Here is a 15,586-nt window from a genome sequence, read left to right on the forward strand (position 1 = left end):
CGACCAACCCGACCAGCGGACCCAACCAACGCAATCAACCACCCGGAGGCGCACGTGCGATTCGGCGTGAACATCCCCAACTACGGGCCGACCGCGAGCCCCGACGCGATGCTCGCCTCGGTCCGACACGCCGAGGATCTCGGCCTGGACCTGGCCATGTTGTCCGACCACATCGCGGTCACCCCGGACGTCGCAGCCCAGTACCCGGCACCGTTCTACGAGCCGCTGACCGCGCTCGCCTGGCTGGCCGGTCGTACCGAGCGCATCCGACTGGGCACGACCGTACTGATCCTGCCCTACCGCGACCCGCTGCTCACCGCTCGCGTGACCGCCAACCTGGACCGCTACAGCGCCGGCCGGTTGGTCCTGGGCGTCGGCGTCGGCTGGGCCGAAGACGAGTTCGCCGCCTTGAAGATCCCGTTCGCCGAGCGCGGCCGGATCACCGACGAATACCTCGCGGCCCTCCACACCCTGTGGACCGAGGACGTCGCCTCGTTCGAGGGCGCACACACCTCCTTCCACGACGTGCACACGGCCCCGCGCCCGCTCCAGTCCCCGCGCCCACCCGTCTGGATCGGCGGCAACAGCCCCGCCGCGATCCGCCGCACGGTCCGCCACGGCGACACCTGGCACCCCCTCGGCGTCACCACCGAGTGGCTCGAAAAGCAGGGCCTCCCCGCCCTCCGCGCCGCCGCGGAACAAGCCGCCCGCCCCACCCCCACGGTCGCCCTACGCACCCCGCTCCAAGTGACCACCACGCCCCTCCCGGACGCCGACCGCCTCCCCTGCGAAGGCACCCTCGCCCAAATCGAGACCGACCTGTCCACCCTCGCCGCCCTGGGCATCGACCACGTCCTCCTCGACCCCCGCTACCGCGATTCCACCCGCCTACAGCCCCCCGAGTCAGACCGCACAACCCTGGAAGCCGCCGCCCCCCTCCTCACCCCCCACCAAACCTGACCGGACCTGCCCCGACGCGCCCGACTCGACCAGGCCGACCCGACCCGACCCGACCCGACCCGACCCGACCCGACCCGACCCGCGCCGGCGCGACCGACTTGGTATGGCCAGGCCAGGCCAGGCCCGACCCGACCCGCGCCGACGCGACCGACTTGGTATGGCCAGGCCAGGCCCGGCCCGACGTGACCTGACCTGATCCGGACCCGACAGACCAGGACCGGTGGGGGACCACCGCCCCAGCGCCGGGCCGGGGACCGATGGTGGAGGTGCCGCAGATGCACGCGGCCGAGGCGCTGTTCACAGCCCGGCCGCAACCAACGTTCACGGTCCGGCCGGAACCAACCGGGAAGAGGCCCATCGCGGGCCCCGGCCCCGGACTCGGACCCGGGAACCTGGACGCCGGCGGGGACCCAAACCGCACCACCCCCGAAATGCAGCGCAGCCCGACGAGGGACGCAGCCAACCGCGACCGAAGCCCGCCCGCCCGCCGGCCGCGATGCGCCCGGCCTGCCTGGTCTGCCCGGTCTACCCGACGCCCTCCGAACACTCGCCCGACTGCTCGATCGGTTCAACCGGCCCGAAACCGAATCCGCAGCTTCGGACGATCATGGATCTCAACAAAGACGACGAACCCATCCACCACATCCACGTGGATCGCCGTCCCATCCTCCGCAGCCAGACTCACCAACCGATGACCAGCCCCGTACGCCCCCTCGGGCTCGAGCGCCGTCCGAAAGCTCTGGCATCGATCGTCACCGCAATCGCACCAGTCGTGAAACCGCACCAACCCGAGACCATCCGCCAGTGCGTACTCCCCCGCCACGCGGAGAACCGCGGCCAACTCCGCATGGAACTCCGGTAGGACCTCCGAGAGGAGCGGATGACCATCGTTCACGTCGAAATCCCGAATCCGTGCGAGACCCCCAGCTCGCCACTGGAGATCTTGGATTCTCCCAGACCCCCAGCCACCTCGCCCCGAATTCCACCGCACCCCCAGCCCCGACGAGCCACCCCCAAACCACAACATGAGATTCCCGACATCACAGACACCGCCCCGCACAGCCGCCCCACACCCCGCCCCCGACCCACCCCCGCCAGCCCAAACGAAACCCCCACCCCGCCCGCCAACAGAACCAAAGCCCCCCGGACCCCACCCACAGTCCGGGCACGACAAAGGCCCAGATCAGAGAACCGGCCTCTGACCCGGGCCTTTACCTTTGGAGCGGGTGAGGAGGATCGAACTCGCACCAGCTGGTTGGCTGCCTGCGATCTTGCTCTCGGCCTGGCCAAGTGCCCATGTGATCCTGCGCGTTGTCTCATCTCCTGAGTACCCGTCAGGCCCGCTGCGTCTCGCCCTGTTCTGGCACGCATCCGGCACGCGATGTGGGCCGAACTCCGCCTCACCGACGTAGACCGCCCGGCTGGGTCGGGGGCCGCACGCCCGGCGCGGCCCCCAGCCCAGCCGGCGTCGGAACGCGGAACGCGTGCCGCTTAATCGGATACGGCTCGGTTCGGCAGTGCGATGCACGTCCGGCGGATGAGTGGCCGGACCAACAAAGGGGCCTTGTACGAGAAGGATCCCAAGAGCAAGTCGAGCAGGCGCAGCATCGCCATCCCGGAACCGATCCTCCCGGAGATCAAATTTCACCTGGACGAGTTCACCGGCAGTGAGCCGAACGCGCTCTTGTTCCTCGGTCCGCGTGGCGGCCCGATCCGCCGGAACAACTTCAACCGGATCCGGAAGCGTGCCCTCCGCAAGTCCGGGACCAAAGATGTCCATTTTCATGACCTTCGGCACACAGGGAACAATCTGACCGCCTCTACCGGCGCGAGCCTGCGTGAGCTGATGGCGCGGATGGAGCACTCCTCGTCCCGTGCGGCGCTCATCTACCAGCACGCGACCGCAGAACGTGACAAAGAGATCGCCGCGGCCGTGAGTGCCAGGATCCAGGCGGCCAGGAAGCCGATCGTGGTGCCAGCCGGTTCGGAAGCCGGCAAAGAATCGAGCCAAGAAACCGGCCTCGGAGCGCATCGACCGGGGCTAGGCCACCGGGACCTTCCGGTGCGCATCTGGTGCGGACCCTTCGGAAGACCCCGGGCACGACAAAGGCCCAGTTCAGAGAAACAACCTCTGACCTGGGCCTTTACCTTTGGAGCGGGTGACGAGGATCGAACTCGCACCACTAGCTTGGAAGGCTAGGGCTCTACCATTGAGCTACACCCGCAGCTGGTGTGGCGTGCACGTGGCGCCTAGGTTAGCGGATTGGTGCGCGGCCAGTGCAGACTCTAGCGTGTCGTCCTCTAGACTTCATCGGGCGCCACGGGGCGTAGCGTAGTGGCTAGCGCGCCTGCTTTGGGAGCAGGAGATCGGGAGTTCGAGTCTCCCCGCCCCGACCACCACATCATGAATTCGCTGCAGGATGGATCGGTACCACCGGTTCTGAACCTTCAGTGTGCCGTCAGGCAAGATGCACAGGCCCGGAAGAACAGCCCGCAGCAAGGAGACCCTTACCGTGAAGAGCGCCGTCGAGACGCTGAACCCGACCCGGGTTCGGCTCACCGTCGAGGTTCCCTCCGAGGAGCTGAAGCCCAGCCTCGACGCGGCGTACAAGAAGATCGGCAAGCAGGTGACGGTCCCGGGCTTCCGTAAGGGCAAGATCCCTGCGCGCATCATCGACCAGCGCTTCGGCCGCGAGGCCGTCTTCGTCGAGGCGTTCGATGACATCCTCTCCTCCTCGTACGGCAAGGCCGTCGAGGAGAACGAGCTGCGCGTCCTGGGCCAGCCCGAGGTCACCGAGGTCACCGACGTGACCGAGCTGGCCGGCGGCGCCGATCTGAAGTTCACCGCAGAGGTCGACACCCGTCCCGAGATCGAGCTGCCGGACTACTCCGGCATCGAGGTCGAGGTCGATGACATCACCGTCACCGACGAGGACGTCGCCGAGAAGATCGAAGAGCTGCGTGACCGCTTCGGTGCGCTGAACACCGTCGAGCGGGCCGCGGCCGAGGGCGACACCGTCGTCATCGACATCGAGGCCAAGGTCGACGGCGAGGTGCTGGAGGACGGCGTCGCCAAGGCGATGTCGTACCAGATCGGCGGCGACACGATGCTGGACGGCCTCGACGCCGCCGTCATCGGTGCGTCGGCCGGCGAGACCAAGACCTTCGAGACCGAGCTCCAGGGTGGCAGCGCCGCCGGGCAGACGGCCGAGGTCACGGTCGAGGTGACCACCGTCAAGGCCAAGGAGCTCCCCGAGCTCGACGACGACTTCGCGCAGCTGGCGAGCGAGTTCGACACGCTGGACGAGCTGAAGGCGGACCTGCGCGAGAAGCTCGACCACCAGAAGCTGCACGACCAGCAGAACGAGGGTCGGGACAAGGTTCTGGAAGCCCTGCTCGAGCAGATCGAGGTGCCGCTCCCGGAGAGCATCGTCACCGAGGAGATCGAGCAGCGTCGCGGTCAGCTGGAGCAGCAGCTCGGCATGATGGGCATGGACCTGGCCAAGTGGCTGGAGATCCAGGGCCAGACCGCCGAGGAGTACGAGAGCGAGCTCCAGGAGAGCGTCCGCAAGGGCATGCGTGCCCAGTTCGTGCTCGACGAGGTCGTGAAGAAGGAGCAGCTCTCCGTCAACCAGGAAGAGCTGACCCAGCACCTCATCCAGCGCGCGCAGCAGTCCGGCATGAGCCCGGACCAGTTCGCGCAGCAGGTCATGCAGTCCGGCTACGTGCCGGTCCTGGTCGGCGAGGTTGCTCGCGGCAAGGCCCTCGAGGTCATCGCCAAGAGCGCCAAGGCCAAGGACGCGTCCGGCAACGAGGTCAGCCTCGGTGTCGACCTGCACGCGGACGACGCGGACAACCACGAGGGCCACGACCACGCCGAGACCGAAGAGGTCGCCGCGGCGTCGGACGAGGCCAAGGAGGAGAAGGCCGAGGCCTGATCCACCCGGGCGACCCGCGACCGCCGCGTACGTCGCGGCGCGCGGGATCCGCGCAGGACCCGTCACCCGGGCCCGATCACCGTCAGCCGGTGGTCGGGCCCGCGTGCGTTCCGAGGGGCCCGGCACGCGTTCCGACGGGCGAGTGCGTTCCGCAGCGGGTACGGATCGTACGGATCGTGATGACCCCGTCACTCGATCGGCCCAAGCCCTTCGGTACTGTGGCGCCCGAGAATCCCGGCCGAGGCCGGATCTGTCCGTGGCGTATGGGGGTTCGCATGGGCGCTGATTTCGGAGTCGACCTCGCCTGGCTGCGCGGGATGGTGGCCGTCTTCAACGGCTGCGCGGAGAGTACGGAGCGGGCGTTGCACGCCCTCGAGGAGACCGGCCCCGTCCGGATGGGGCACAAGGACCTCGATACGGCGTGTGACGGCTTTCAGGACCACTGGAAGAAGAAGGCCGGGGACTTCCGCCGGCACGTTCAGGAACTCGGCAAGGGCGTCGACGCGGCTCAGGCCAATTACGGGAGTACCGAGCACACGATCGTCGAGAACATGACGGCGCTGTCCGCCCCGGGGCCGGCCGGTCCGGCCTCCTCGGCGCCCCCGGCCACGTCGGAGGGGACGACTCCCCGCCAGACCCGGATAGCCGAGGGGATGGGCTGGTGACTTCGGGTGGCGACTTTCCCGGCCTCGGCTTCGACCCGGCGCCCGGCATCGTGTCCCAGGTCGACGGCCTTCTGAACCAGGTGCGCGACTCGTCGACGCAGCTAGCTCGCGCACAGGGCGAACTCGAACGCACGGTGCCGGTCCCGGTGAAGTGGATGGGCCGGGCCGGGGCCGAGTTCCAGGACCGGGTGCGCAAGATCGTGCCGGATGTGGTTTACCTCAAGGAAGCCCTGCTCAGGACCCAGATGGCGCTGTCCGGATGGTCGGCGGCACTGGCCGGATACCAACAGACTCGGCAATCGCTCGAAGCCGAGGCGGTCGCGGCGAGGCAGCGGGTCGCAGCCGCGAAGGCGCACCCCGATCTGCGGCACAAGCCTGCCGCCTTTCCGTTCGGGGACTCGGCGAGCGAGGCGGCCTGGCAGCGCTATACCGCCGCGAAGTTCCTGGTGGACGGTGCGCAGAGCCAACTCGACGACGTGATCCGGCGGGCCAAGGAACTGAAGCGCATGCACGACGGCAGCGCCAAGGACGCCGCGTCGAGCATTCGGGCAGCCAAGGACTTCAAGCTTTCCCCCGGGGTTCTCAGCGCCGATCCGGCCCGGGACGAGCGCCTCGGGGAGCGGGCGAGCGCGCTTTACCGGAGCGGGATGTACAACATGCTCGACCAGAATCGTGTCGCGGATCCGGACGCGATGGACGTGATGTTGTTGTGGTTGACCGGCGCCGCCCCGACGGAGTTCAGATTCGGTGAAGGGGACAAGTTCACCGAAGAGGTCAAGCGGCAGGCGTGGATGGACCAGGTGCGCGGCCGGCTTGCCGGGACCACACCGGTGGTCGGACAGGAGATCACCGATCTGGGGTACAGCACCAAGGCATTCGCCGACGACCTGCACAACAACACCTCCCTTCAGGAACTCGCGCTGTCGGACGGCGCGACCCTGCTCAACAAGCTGATCTTCCATGACGACAGCGGCGACATGTCCAAGGTCGCCCTCGGGTCCTACCAGCTGAACGCGACTGTCACCGGGTTCGACCCACAGACGGGCCAGGCGATCGTGCAGTTCCATCTGAAGAACCCCATGACGCAGGAATCCGCCACCCGCGACCCGTCCGCCGACGGCTATGAGAACCAGAAGTCGAGCGGTGTGATGTCGAAGGTCTTCGGCGCGGCCCAAAAGGTGTTCCCGAATGGACAGCAGGATGTGAACATCGACATGACCTGGACCGAACGTCTCCCCATGGGCACTCCCGGTGCCTCGGGGCCGCCTCGATGACGCCGTCGGACGGGGAAGCCGACGCGGATCGGGGGGATGCGGCCGGGCGGGCTCGGCAAGGTTTGCGATCGCTGTCGGCCATCGGATCCCTCGGGTGCGTGTTGTCGGTGGGGTTGCTGGTCGGGGTCGTGATTGCGGCCGTGTTCTGGGTGCTGTCGAACGCGGGGGACGGTGCCGACATGCCGGCCTCGCCGTCCGTCTCGGCTGAGGACCTTTCCGGCACCTGGGAGAGCCCGGCGGGCGGGTCCGTCACATTGTCCGGGGACGGGCGGTTCGTAGCCCTTCTGCATTCGCGCGCATACCGGCCCACCGAGGCCGGGTATAGGGCGGAATTGTTCCTCGCCGGCAGCGGCACGTGGTCGTCGGCCCCCGGGTCCGGCGGCGTGGCGGCCTCCGTCGTGTTGCGGCCGGTGCACGAGTCGGCCGGGCCGACCTCGGCCGGCGACTCCGCGGGCCCGCCCACCCCCGCTCCCGACCCGGGTACCTGGACCATGTACATCCGCGGCACCCGGGCGGCTCCGGAGCTGTACTTCCTCATGGGCGATCCCGACGCGGGAGTCGTCTACCCCTTTCGCCGCGTCGGGCGCTGACCCGAGCCGCTCCACCGATCCGAGCCGGACCTCCACCGACCCCACCCCGACCGCCCACCCGCCGTACGATCCGCGCGACTACCCCGATACCGCCCGGATACCGCCTTGCTGCGCTCTGGGCGAACAGTCCTGAGTCTGGGATGGCCTGCGACGATCCGCGCGTTAGGGTCGCTGTACGAAGGGGGTCACCCGCCAAGAACGCAGGTGCCTCCCAAGGTCGACTTCGTGACGGCTCGGGATTGCCGTCGGAAACGAGCAGGTGGATACGTGACGAATCCGCAGATCGTGACTCCGGGGCTCGCGGTGCCCACTTCGCGTGCATCTCAGCCGGGTGGGATGGGGCTCGACGACCAGGTCTACAACCGGTTGCTGCGCGAGCGGATCATCTTCCTCGGCTCGGTGGTCGAGGACCAGATCGCCAACGCGATCTCCGCCCAGCTCCTGTTGCTGAACGCAGAGGACCCGGAAAAGGACATCTGGCTCTACGTCAACTCGCCGGGCGGCTCCATCACCGCCGGCATGGCGATCTACGACACGATGCAGTGGATCAGCAACGATGTCGCGACCGTCGCGATGGGCCTGGCCGCCTCCATGGGCCAGTTCCTGTTGACCGCCGGAGCCCCCGGCAAGCGCATCGCGCTCGCCAACTCCGAGATCCTGATGCACCAGCCGTCCGCCGGTCTCGGCGGTTCGGCTTCGGACATCAAGATCCAGGCCGAGCAGCTCCTGCGCACCAAGCGCAAGATGACTCGCCTGATCGCGCACCATTCCGGGCAGACCCCCGAGAAGATCGAGCACGACTCGGACCGCGACCGCTGGTTCTCCGCCGAGGAGGCCAAGGAATACGGCTTGGTGGACCACGTGGTTCGCAGTGCGGCCGAGGTTCCCAACACCGGCAGCACCAGCTGACACCGGCGGCTGCACACAGCTGATCCCGGCCGAAGAACAGCCGGGGAAGGCCGATCCAGCTTTCAGTCGCCCAGCCACTGAGTCGAGTCCGCAGTCCCGGAGGGCTGAGATTTCCATGAATGACAATCTGTTCCACCGGCCCGAGGGCCTGGCACCGCTTGCCTCGCGCAGCGCCGAGAGCCGTTACGTCCTGCCGCGCTTCATCGAGCGCACCTCGCAGGGGTTCCGCGAGCAGGACCCGTACACCAAGCTGTTCGAAGAGCGCATCATCTTCCTGGGCGTCCAGGTCGACGACGCGTCCGCGAACGACGTGATGGCGCAGCTCCTGACGCTGGAGTCGATGGACCCCGATCGGGACATCTCGATCTACATCAACTCGCCCGGCGGTTCCTTCACGGCGCTCACCGCCATCTACGACACGATGCAGTTCGTGCGCCCCGACATCCAGACGGTGTGCATGGGCCAGGCGGCCTCCGCCGCCGCCGTTCTGCTCGCCGCGGGAACTCCGGGCAAGCGAATGGCGCTGCCGAACTCCCGCATCCTCATCCACCAGCCGTACAGTGAAACCGGGCGCGCGCAAGTCAGCGACCTGGAGATCCAGGCTCGTGAGATCCAGCGCATGCGCACCATGCTGGAAACCATGCTCGCGCAGCACAGCACGAGGCCGATCGAGCAGGTTCGCGACGACATCGAGCGCGACAAGATTCTGACGGCCGAAGAGGCGCTTGCGTACGGCCTCATCGACGAGATCACCGCACCTCGGAAGGTCATCGGCTAGTGTCCCCGCCCGGTCGGCGGCTTGCCGCCGACCGGACAACGGTGACCGGTTGATGGTCAAAACCGGGGGATCGGAGATTCCGGCGGGGTACCGTCGAAAGACCAGGCACCAGGTCCGGGACATCCGGGGCCCAGGCGAAGGAGATGCACCTCGTGGCACGCATCGGTGACGGTGGCGACCTGCTCAAGTGCTCGTTCTGCGGAAAGAGCCAGAAGCAGGTGAAGAAGCTCATTGCCGGTCCGGGTGTCTACATCTGTGACGAGTGCATCGACCTGTGCAACGAGATCATCGAGGAGGAGCTCTCCGAGTCCTCCGAGTTGAAGTTCGAGGAGCTCCCCAAGCCACGGGAGATCTACGAGTTCCTCGACGGCTACGTGGTCGGGCAGGAAGTCGCCAAGAAGGCGCTCTCGGTGGCGGTGTACAACCACTACAAGCGGGTCCAGGCCGGTGAGTCGGCCAAGGCGTCCCGCGACGACGGCGTCGAACTGGCCAAGTCGAACATCCTGCTGCTCGGGCCGACCGGCTGCGGCAAGACGCTGCTGGCGCAGACCCTGGCCCGGATGCTGAACGTGCCGTTCGCCATCGCCGACGCGACCGCGCTCACCGAGGCGGGCTACGTCGGCGAGGACGTCGAGAACATCCTGCTGAAGCTGATCCAGGCGGCCGACTACGACGTCAAGAAGGCCGAGACCGGGATCATCTACATCGACGAGGTCGACAAGATCGCCCGCAAGAGCGAGAACCCGTCGATCACCCGCGATGTGTCCGGTGAGGGCGTCCAGCAGGCGCTGCTGAAGATCATCGAGGGCACCACCGCGAGTGTGCCGCCGCAGGGCGGGCGCAAGCACCCGCACCAGGAGTTCATCCAGATCGACACGACGAACGTGCTGTTCATCGTGGGCGGGGCGTTCGCCGGTCTGGAGAAGATCATCGAGGGCCGGGTCGGCCGCAAGGGCATCGGCTTCGGCGCGCAGATCCGCTCCAAGCGCGATGTGGAGAGCGCCGACTCGTTCGCCGACGTGATGCCCGAGGATCTGCTCAAGTTCGGCATGATCCCCGAGTTCATCGGCCGGCTCCCGGTGCTCACCTCGGTGCACAACCTGGACCGCGAGGCGCTCATCCAGATCTTGACCGAGCCCAAGAACGCGCTGGTGAAGCAGTACCGCCGGCTGTTCGAACTCGACGGCGTCGAACTTGACTTCGAGATGGAGGCGCTGGAGGCGATCGCCGACCAGGCGATCATGCGCGGCACCGGTGCGCGCGGCCTGCGGGCGATCCTCGAAGAGGTGCTCCAGTCGGTGATGTACGAGGTCCCGTCCCGCAAGGACGTGGCCCGCGTCGTGGTCACCGACCAGGTGGTCCTCAAGCACGTCAACCCCACGCTCGTGCCGCGCGACGTGGTCAAGCGCGAGCGGCGCGACAAGAGCGCCTGAGTCGAGCGGGCGAGGCGCCGGCCGGATTCCGGCCGGCGACACGGCTCGCGTGCACCTTCGCATCCCTCGCCTGCACGTTCGCATCCCGCGCCCGACCGGCGGGCACGGCCCGCTCATCCGTTCGCGATCACTCCGTGATCACTCGCCGCCGCCGCACAGGCGGCCCTAGCGGGCGCTGCCCGCGTACACGTTCGCGATCACCAGTCGGGCGTGTGCGACGCCGGCTCCGTCGCTGACGTAGACGAGGTCGTGGTCGTCGCCCCACAGACACATCGCCGTGGTGGGGTTGCTCCAGCAGCGGAGCACCCCCGGCGGGCCGGGGACGGCCGGGTCCTCGGTCACCGGGACGGCCGGCACGAAGTCCCGGACGTACTCGGCGGGCGCCCGGTCGCGCCGGACGGCCAGGGTCAGCAGCACCGTCTCGCTGGTCTGCCCGCCGCCGAAGACCTCGGTGCGGACGTCCGCGAAGGTACGCCCCATCGTCGCGTTCAGATCGGCGACCGTCGACGGCAGTGCGGTCCGGGCGACCGGGCCGCGGGCCCCGATCGTGGCCGGCATGACGAGCGGTCCGGCACTGCGGGTGCTCGCCGGCGCGGTGGGCAGTGCACGCGGCTCCGGGGCGTCGTCGTCGCCGGAGTCGAGCAGCAGCACCACGACCACCACGGCGGCGACCACCACGGCCACGCTGCCCAGTACGCCGACCAGGATCGCGATCCGGTCCCGTGAGCGGCTCTCCGCAGGCGGCGCGGCCCCCGGCGGCCCGGTCGGATACCCCGCCCCGCCGGTCCCGGGCCCCTGCCACCCGCCGTATCCGTCGCCCATCGCCCCCACCACCCGCGGTTCGGCCGAACGTCATTCGGTACCCGGTACAACGACGGTACGGCCGCGAGGCGACGCGCGAACCGGCGTTCGACGCCGAACCACCGCCGCCCCACGGCCGTCACCACCACTGCCCCTACGGCCGATACCGCTGCCGAACCCCGGCCCTCGCAACAGCCGCTCCCCGGCCGCTCCCCGGCCGTCGCAAACCGCCGCCCCACGGCCGTCGCGGGTGCCGACCCCCGGCCGATACCGGCGCGCGCCCCCACGGCTGCCCCCATCGCCGTCCTGCACCCGCACCCTCGCGCCCACGCGAGCGCCGGCCAGCCCGGCCGGCCCCGACCCGGCCGCCCTGCCCCGGCCCGAGTCGGGACGCCCCCGCCACACCCCCGCCCCGAGGTCGCTACCGCTCCAGATCCGCGCGCATCGCCTTGAACTTCGCCGCGGCCCGCTCCGCCGACAACTGATCGAAATACGCCACGGCCGTCGTGTCCCGGTCCGCCCACCCGCAGATCGCCGCCGGCTGTGCGACCGAGGCCGGCATGCACTCCAGCGTGCCGCCCAGCGGGCCGGGATCGTAGCCCTTCATCGTCACCCCGTCCGGGACACTGCCGCCGCTGCCGTTCACGTACTCGACCATGCCGCGGACCATGTGCTCCATCCGCTTGCCGTCGATCCCGGTCATCCCGTCCACCCCGACGAACAGCACCGAGCGCGGGCCGGCGCTGGTCGCGCCGTATGCCGCGACCAGCACGTTGTTGGCCGGGTAGCGCACCTCGCCCGGGTCGACCGGGACGTCGGTGGGCCCGCCGTCGGACAGCCGGGCCAGGTCGCCGGCCCGGGCGGACGGCCGGAGCTTGCGCGGGCCGGCCGAGGCCGAGGGCCGCCCCGACGGCACGTCCGTCGACGAGGTCGGCTTGGCCTTGCCGGTCGGCACGTCCGCCGGCCGCGTCACGGACGCGGTCGTCGCGGGGTCGACCGGTGGGGTCGTCGCGGCGACCGCCGGGCCGCTTCTGTCGGCCTTGTCGTCCTTGCCGTCCTTGGCCTGACAACCCGTCAGCACAGCCGTCCCGAGCACCGAGACGGTGACGGCGACAAACAGTGTGCGAGTACGAGAGCCGGCACGAGTGCGAGAGCCGACACGAGTGCGAGTGTGAGTGCGAGTGCGCACGAGATCCCCCCGGATTCACGAATTCACGGAAACGGGCCCCGCTCCGGCGTTCCGACCGATGCCCCCATCGTCGAAACCCGGATACCGGCCCACGGCGCAAACTAGCGGTCCCCGGCCCCCGCCGGCGTCGCGGTGACACCACGGTGACAAGGGCGGGACGCCACCGGTGACAAAGGCGGAACACCACCGGCGGGACCCCGACCGGCGACAACCGGCCGGTCCGGCGGCGTCGCCCGAGTGCCGCCGCCCGCGCCGCCCACCGCCCTGTTCCCGCCTCGCCCCCGGCGCGTCGAAGGTGCCCGTGCGCCTTCCGTAGACTGGGGCGGTGACCGAGAACACCACTCCCGCAGCCGCTGCCGCCGAGCAGCCGCAGGCCCTTCCCTCCCAGTACACCCCCGCCGAGGTAGAGGGGAAGCTGTACGAGCGCTGGGTAGCCGCGGGTTGGTTCGAGGCCGACGCCAAGAGCGACAAGCCGCCGTACACGATCGTCATCCCGCCGCCGAACGTCACCGGACAACTGCACCTGGGCCACGCGTTCCAGCACACGCTGATGGACGCGCTGACCCGCCGCAAGCGCATGCAGGGCTTCGAGGCGCTGTGGCTGCCCGGCATGGACCACGCCGGCATCGCCACCCAGAACGTGGTCGAGCGCGAACTGGCCAAGGAGGGCAAGTCGCGGCACGACCTGGGCCGCGAGGCGTTCGTGGACCGGGTCTGGCAGTGGAAGGAAGAGTACGGCGGGAAGATCCTCGGCCAGATGCGTCGCCTCGGCGACGGCGTGGACTGGTCGCGTGAGCGCTTCACCATGGACGAGGGCCTGTCCCAGGCCGTGCAGACCATCTTCAAGCGGCTCTACGACGACGAGTTGATCTACCGCGCCGAGCGGATCATCAACTGGTGTCCGCGCTGTCTGACCGCGATCTCCGACATCGAGGTCGAGCACCAGGACGACGACGGCGAACTCGTCTCGATCCGCTACGGCGACGGCGACGACGCGATCGTGGTGGCCACCACGCGCGCCGAGACCATGCTCGGCGACACCGCCGTCGCGGTGCACCCGAGCGACGAGCGGTACGCGCACCTGGTCGGCACCGAGATCGAACTGCCGCTCACCGGGCGGCGGATCCCGATCGTGGCGGACGAGCACGTGGACCCCGAGTTCGGCACCGGCGCGGTCAAGGTGACCCCGGCGCACGACCCGAACGACTTCGAGATCGGCCGCCGGCACAACCTGCCGATGCCCACGGTCATGAATGAGCGGGCGATCATCACGGTGCACGGCCCGTTCGAGGGCCTGGACCGCTACGAGGCGCGTTTCGCGATCGTGGCCGCCCTGCGCGAGCAGGGTCGGATCGTCGCCGAGAAGCGCCCGTACACGCACGCGGTCGGGCACTGCTCGCGCTGCAAGACCACGGTCGAGCCGCGGCTGTCCATGCAGTGGTGGGTCAGGGTCGAGCCGCTGGCCAAGGCCGCCGGCGACGCGGTGCGCGACGGTCGGGTGGCCATCCACCCGCAGGAGCTGGCCGGGCGCTACTTCGGCTGGGTCGACAACATGCACGACTGGTGCATCTCGCGGCAGTTGTGGTGGGGCCACCGAATCCCGGTCTGGTACGGCCCGAACGGCGAGACGGTCTGCGTGGGCCCGAACGACGAGGCGCCCACCGGCGAGGGCTGGACGCAGGACACCGACGTGCTCGACACGTGGTTCTCCTCCGCGCTGTGGCCGTTCTCCACGCTGGGCTGGCCCGAGCAGACCGCCGACCTGGCCAAGTTCTATCCGACCGACGTGCTGCTGACCGGGCACGACATCATCTTCTTCTGGGTCGCCCGGATGATGATGTTCGGGTTGTACGCGATGGACGGGCAGGCGCCGTTCCACACCATCACGCTCACCGGCCTGGTTCGCGACCAGTTCGGCAAGAAGATGTCCAAGTCGTTCGGCAACGTGGTCGACCCGATCGACTGGATGGACGCGTACGGCACCGACGCGCTGCGCTTCACCCTGGCCCGCGGCGCCAACCCGGGCACCGACGTGCCGATCGGCGAGGACTGGGTCCAGGGCTCGCGCAACTTCTGCAACAAGATCTGGAACGCCACCCGGTTCGCGCTGATGAACGGCGCCACCGTCGAGGGCCCGATGCCGGCCGCCGAGCAGCTCTCGGCGACCGACCGCTGGATCCTGTCCCGGCTGGACGCGGTCGTAGCCGAGGTGGACGCGTACTACGAGGACTACCAGTTCGCGAAGCTCTCCGACACGCTGTTCCACTTCGCCTGGGACGAGGTCTTCGACTGGTACGTCGAGCTGGCCAAGCTGCCGCTGAACGGCGACGACGAGGCCGCCGCGCAGGCCACCCGGCGGGTGCTCGGCCACGTCCTGGACGTGACGCTACGGCTGCTGCACCCGATCGTGCCGTTCGTGACCGAGGAGTTGTGGACCACGCTCACCGGCGGCGAGTCGCTCGTCGTGGCCCAGTGGCCGACCCCGAGCGGGTTCGCCGACCCGGCCGCCGAGGCCGAGATCACCACGCTCCAGCAGGTGGTCACCGAGGTCCGCCGGTTCCGCTCGGACCAGGGCCTCAAGCCTGGTCAGCGGGTGCCGGCCAACATCTCGCTCGCGGGCACCGCGATCGCCGCGCACGAGGCGGCGCTGCGTCAGCTGGCCCGCTGCACGCCGGCCGGCGAGGGCTTCTCGGCGACCACGTCCTTCCCGGTCGCGGGCGCCGTGATCGAGCTGGACCTCTCCGGCGCGATCGACTTCGCCGCCGAGCGCAAGCGCCTGTCCAAGGACCTGGCCGAAGCGGAGAAGGTCCGCGACGTGAACACGAAGAAGCTCGGCAACGCGGGCTTCCTGGCCAAGGCCGCCCCCGACGTGGTGGACAAGGTCCGGGACAAGCTGGCCGGCGCCGAGGCCGACATCGAACGCATCAAGGGTCAGCTGGACCGGCTGCCCACCGGCTGACCCGACCGGCCGCACGGCCCGGGCACACCCACCCGGGCCGCGCGGCCGGCCACCCCACCAGCACCCCACCAGCTCCCGCAGAACTCGATC

The 15,586-nt window shown here is 69.3% G+C and carries 13 protein-coding genes and 2 tRNA genes; 11 read left to right on the forward strand and 4 right to left on the reverse strand.

Going from position 1 to position 15,586, the window contains the following annotated elements:
- Positions 1-54: 54 nt before the first annotated feature.
- Entirely contained in the window at positions 55-960 is a 906-nt protein-coding gene (locus ACZOOI_RS19965) for a TIGR03619 family F420-dependent LLM class oxidoreductase (protein ID WP_465277134.1), read from the forward strand.
- A 568-nt stretch (positions 961-1,528) separates the two neighbouring features.
- Here ACZOOI_RS19965 and ACZOOI_RS19970 read toward each other — a convergent pair.
- Positions 1,529-1,855 (reverse strand): hypothetical protein, encoded by a 327-nt coding sequence (locus ACZOOI_RS19970; protein WP_465277135.1) that lies wholly within the window; start codon positions 1,853-1,855, stop codon positions 1,529-1,531.
- Positions 1,856-2,497: 642 nt separating this feature from the next.
- Between ACZOOI_RS19970 and ACZOOI_RS19975 the strand changes: the two genes are divergently transcribed.
- Positions 2,498-3,160, forward strand: a complete 663-nt coding sequence (locus ACZOOI_RS19975; protein ID WP_465281242.1) for a tyrosine-type recombinase/integrase — start codon at positions 2,498-2,500, stop codon at positions 3,158-3,160.
- Here ACZOOI_RS19975 and ACZOOI_RS19980 read toward each other — a convergent pair.
- Positions 3,112-3,185, reverse strand: a tRNA-Gly gene (locus ACZOOI_RS19980). The two genes, ACZOOI_RS19975 and ACZOOI_RS19980, sit on opposite strands and share 49 nt — an antisense overlap.
- 96 nt (positions 3,186-3,281) lie before the next feature.
- Between ACZOOI_RS19980 and ACZOOI_RS19985 the strand changes: the two genes are divergently transcribed.
- From ACZOOI_RS19985 to clpX, 8 genes are all read left to right on the forward strand, one after another.
- Positions 3,282-3,357 (forward strand) — tRNA-Pro (locus ACZOOI_RS19985).
- A gap of 116 nt (positions 3,358-3,473) precedes the next feature.
- Complete coding sequence (gene tig / locus ACZOOI_RS19990) at positions 3,474-4,898, forward strand: trigger factor (protein ID WP_465277136.1); 1,425 nt, start codon at positions 3,474-3,476, stop codon at positions 4,896-4,898.
- A 275-nt stretch (positions 4,899-5,173) separates the two neighbouring features.
- Complete coding sequence (locus tag ACZOOI_RS19995; protein WP_465277137.1) at positions 5,174-5,563, forward strand: hypothetical protein; 390 nt, start codon at positions 5,174-5,176, stop codon at positions 5,561-5,563.
- On the forward strand, positions 5,560-6,837 hold the full coding sequence (locus tag ACZOOI_RS20000) for a hypothetical protein (protein ID WP_465277138.1): 1,278 nt from the start codon (positions 5,560-5,562) through the stop codon (positions 6,835-6,837). Before ACZOOI_RS19995 ends, ACZOOI_RS20000 begins: the two co-directional genes overlap by 4 nt.
- 128 nt (positions 6,838-6,965) lie before the next feature.
- Positions 6,966-7,427, forward strand: a complete 462-nt coding sequence (locus ACZOOI_RS20005; RefSeq protein WP_465277139.1) for a hypothetical protein — start codon at positions 6,966-6,968, stop codon at positions 7,425-7,427.
- 267 nt (positions 7,428-7,694) lie between these two features.
- Positions 7,695-8,336, forward strand: a complete 642-nt coding sequence (locus tag ACZOOI_RS20010; protein WP_371863129.1) for an ATP-dependent Clp protease proteolytic subunit — start codon at positions 7,695-7,697, stop codon at positions 8,334-8,336.
- Between the two features lie 115 nt (positions 8,337-8,451).
- Positions 8,452-9,114, forward strand: a complete 663-nt coding sequence (locus tag ACZOOI_RS20015) for an ATP-dependent Clp protease proteolytic subunit (RefSeq protein WP_391582906.1) — start codon at positions 8,452-8,454, stop codon at positions 9,112-9,114.
- Positions 9,115-9,266: 152 nt separating this feature from the next.
- On the forward strand, positions 9,267-10,547 hold the full coding sequence (gene clpX, locus ACZOOI_RS20020; protein ID WP_360304477.1) for an ATP-dependent Clp protease ATP-binding subunit ClpX: 1,281 nt from the start codon (positions 9,267-9,269) through the stop codon (positions 10,545-10,547).
- Positions 10,548-10,712: 165 nt separating this feature from the next.
- On the opposite strand, the gene ACZOOI_RS20025 is transcribed toward clpX, so the two are convergent.
- Together ACZOOI_RS20025 and ACZOOI_RS20030 are read right to left on the reverse strand one after the other, a co-directional pair.
- A complete protein-coding gene (locus ACZOOI_RS20025; RefSeq protein ID WP_465277140.1) occupies positions 10,713-11,369 on the reverse strand; it encodes a hypothetical protein in 657 nt (218 codons plus the stop codon).
- Positions 11,370-11,769: 400 nt separating this feature from the next.
- Positions 11,770-12,444, reverse strand: a complete 675-nt coding sequence (locus ACZOOI_RS20030; protein ID WP_465277141.1) for a hypothetical protein — start codon at positions 12,442-12,444, stop codon at positions 11,770-11,772.
- Positions 12,445-12,862: 418 nt separating this feature from the next.
- Between ACZOOI_RS20030 and ACZOOI_RS20035 the strand changes: the two genes are divergently transcribed.
- Positions 12,863-15,496 carry a valine--tRNA ligase gene (locus tag ACZOOI_RS20035; protein WP_391582903.1) on the forward strand — a complete coding sequence of 878 codons (2,634 nt, stop codon included), beginning with the start codon at positions 12,863-12,865 and terminating at the stop codon, positions 15,494-15,496.
- Positions 15,497-15,586: the final 90 nt, after the last annotated feature.

Source organism: Embleya sp. L77 (assembly GCF_055557415.1).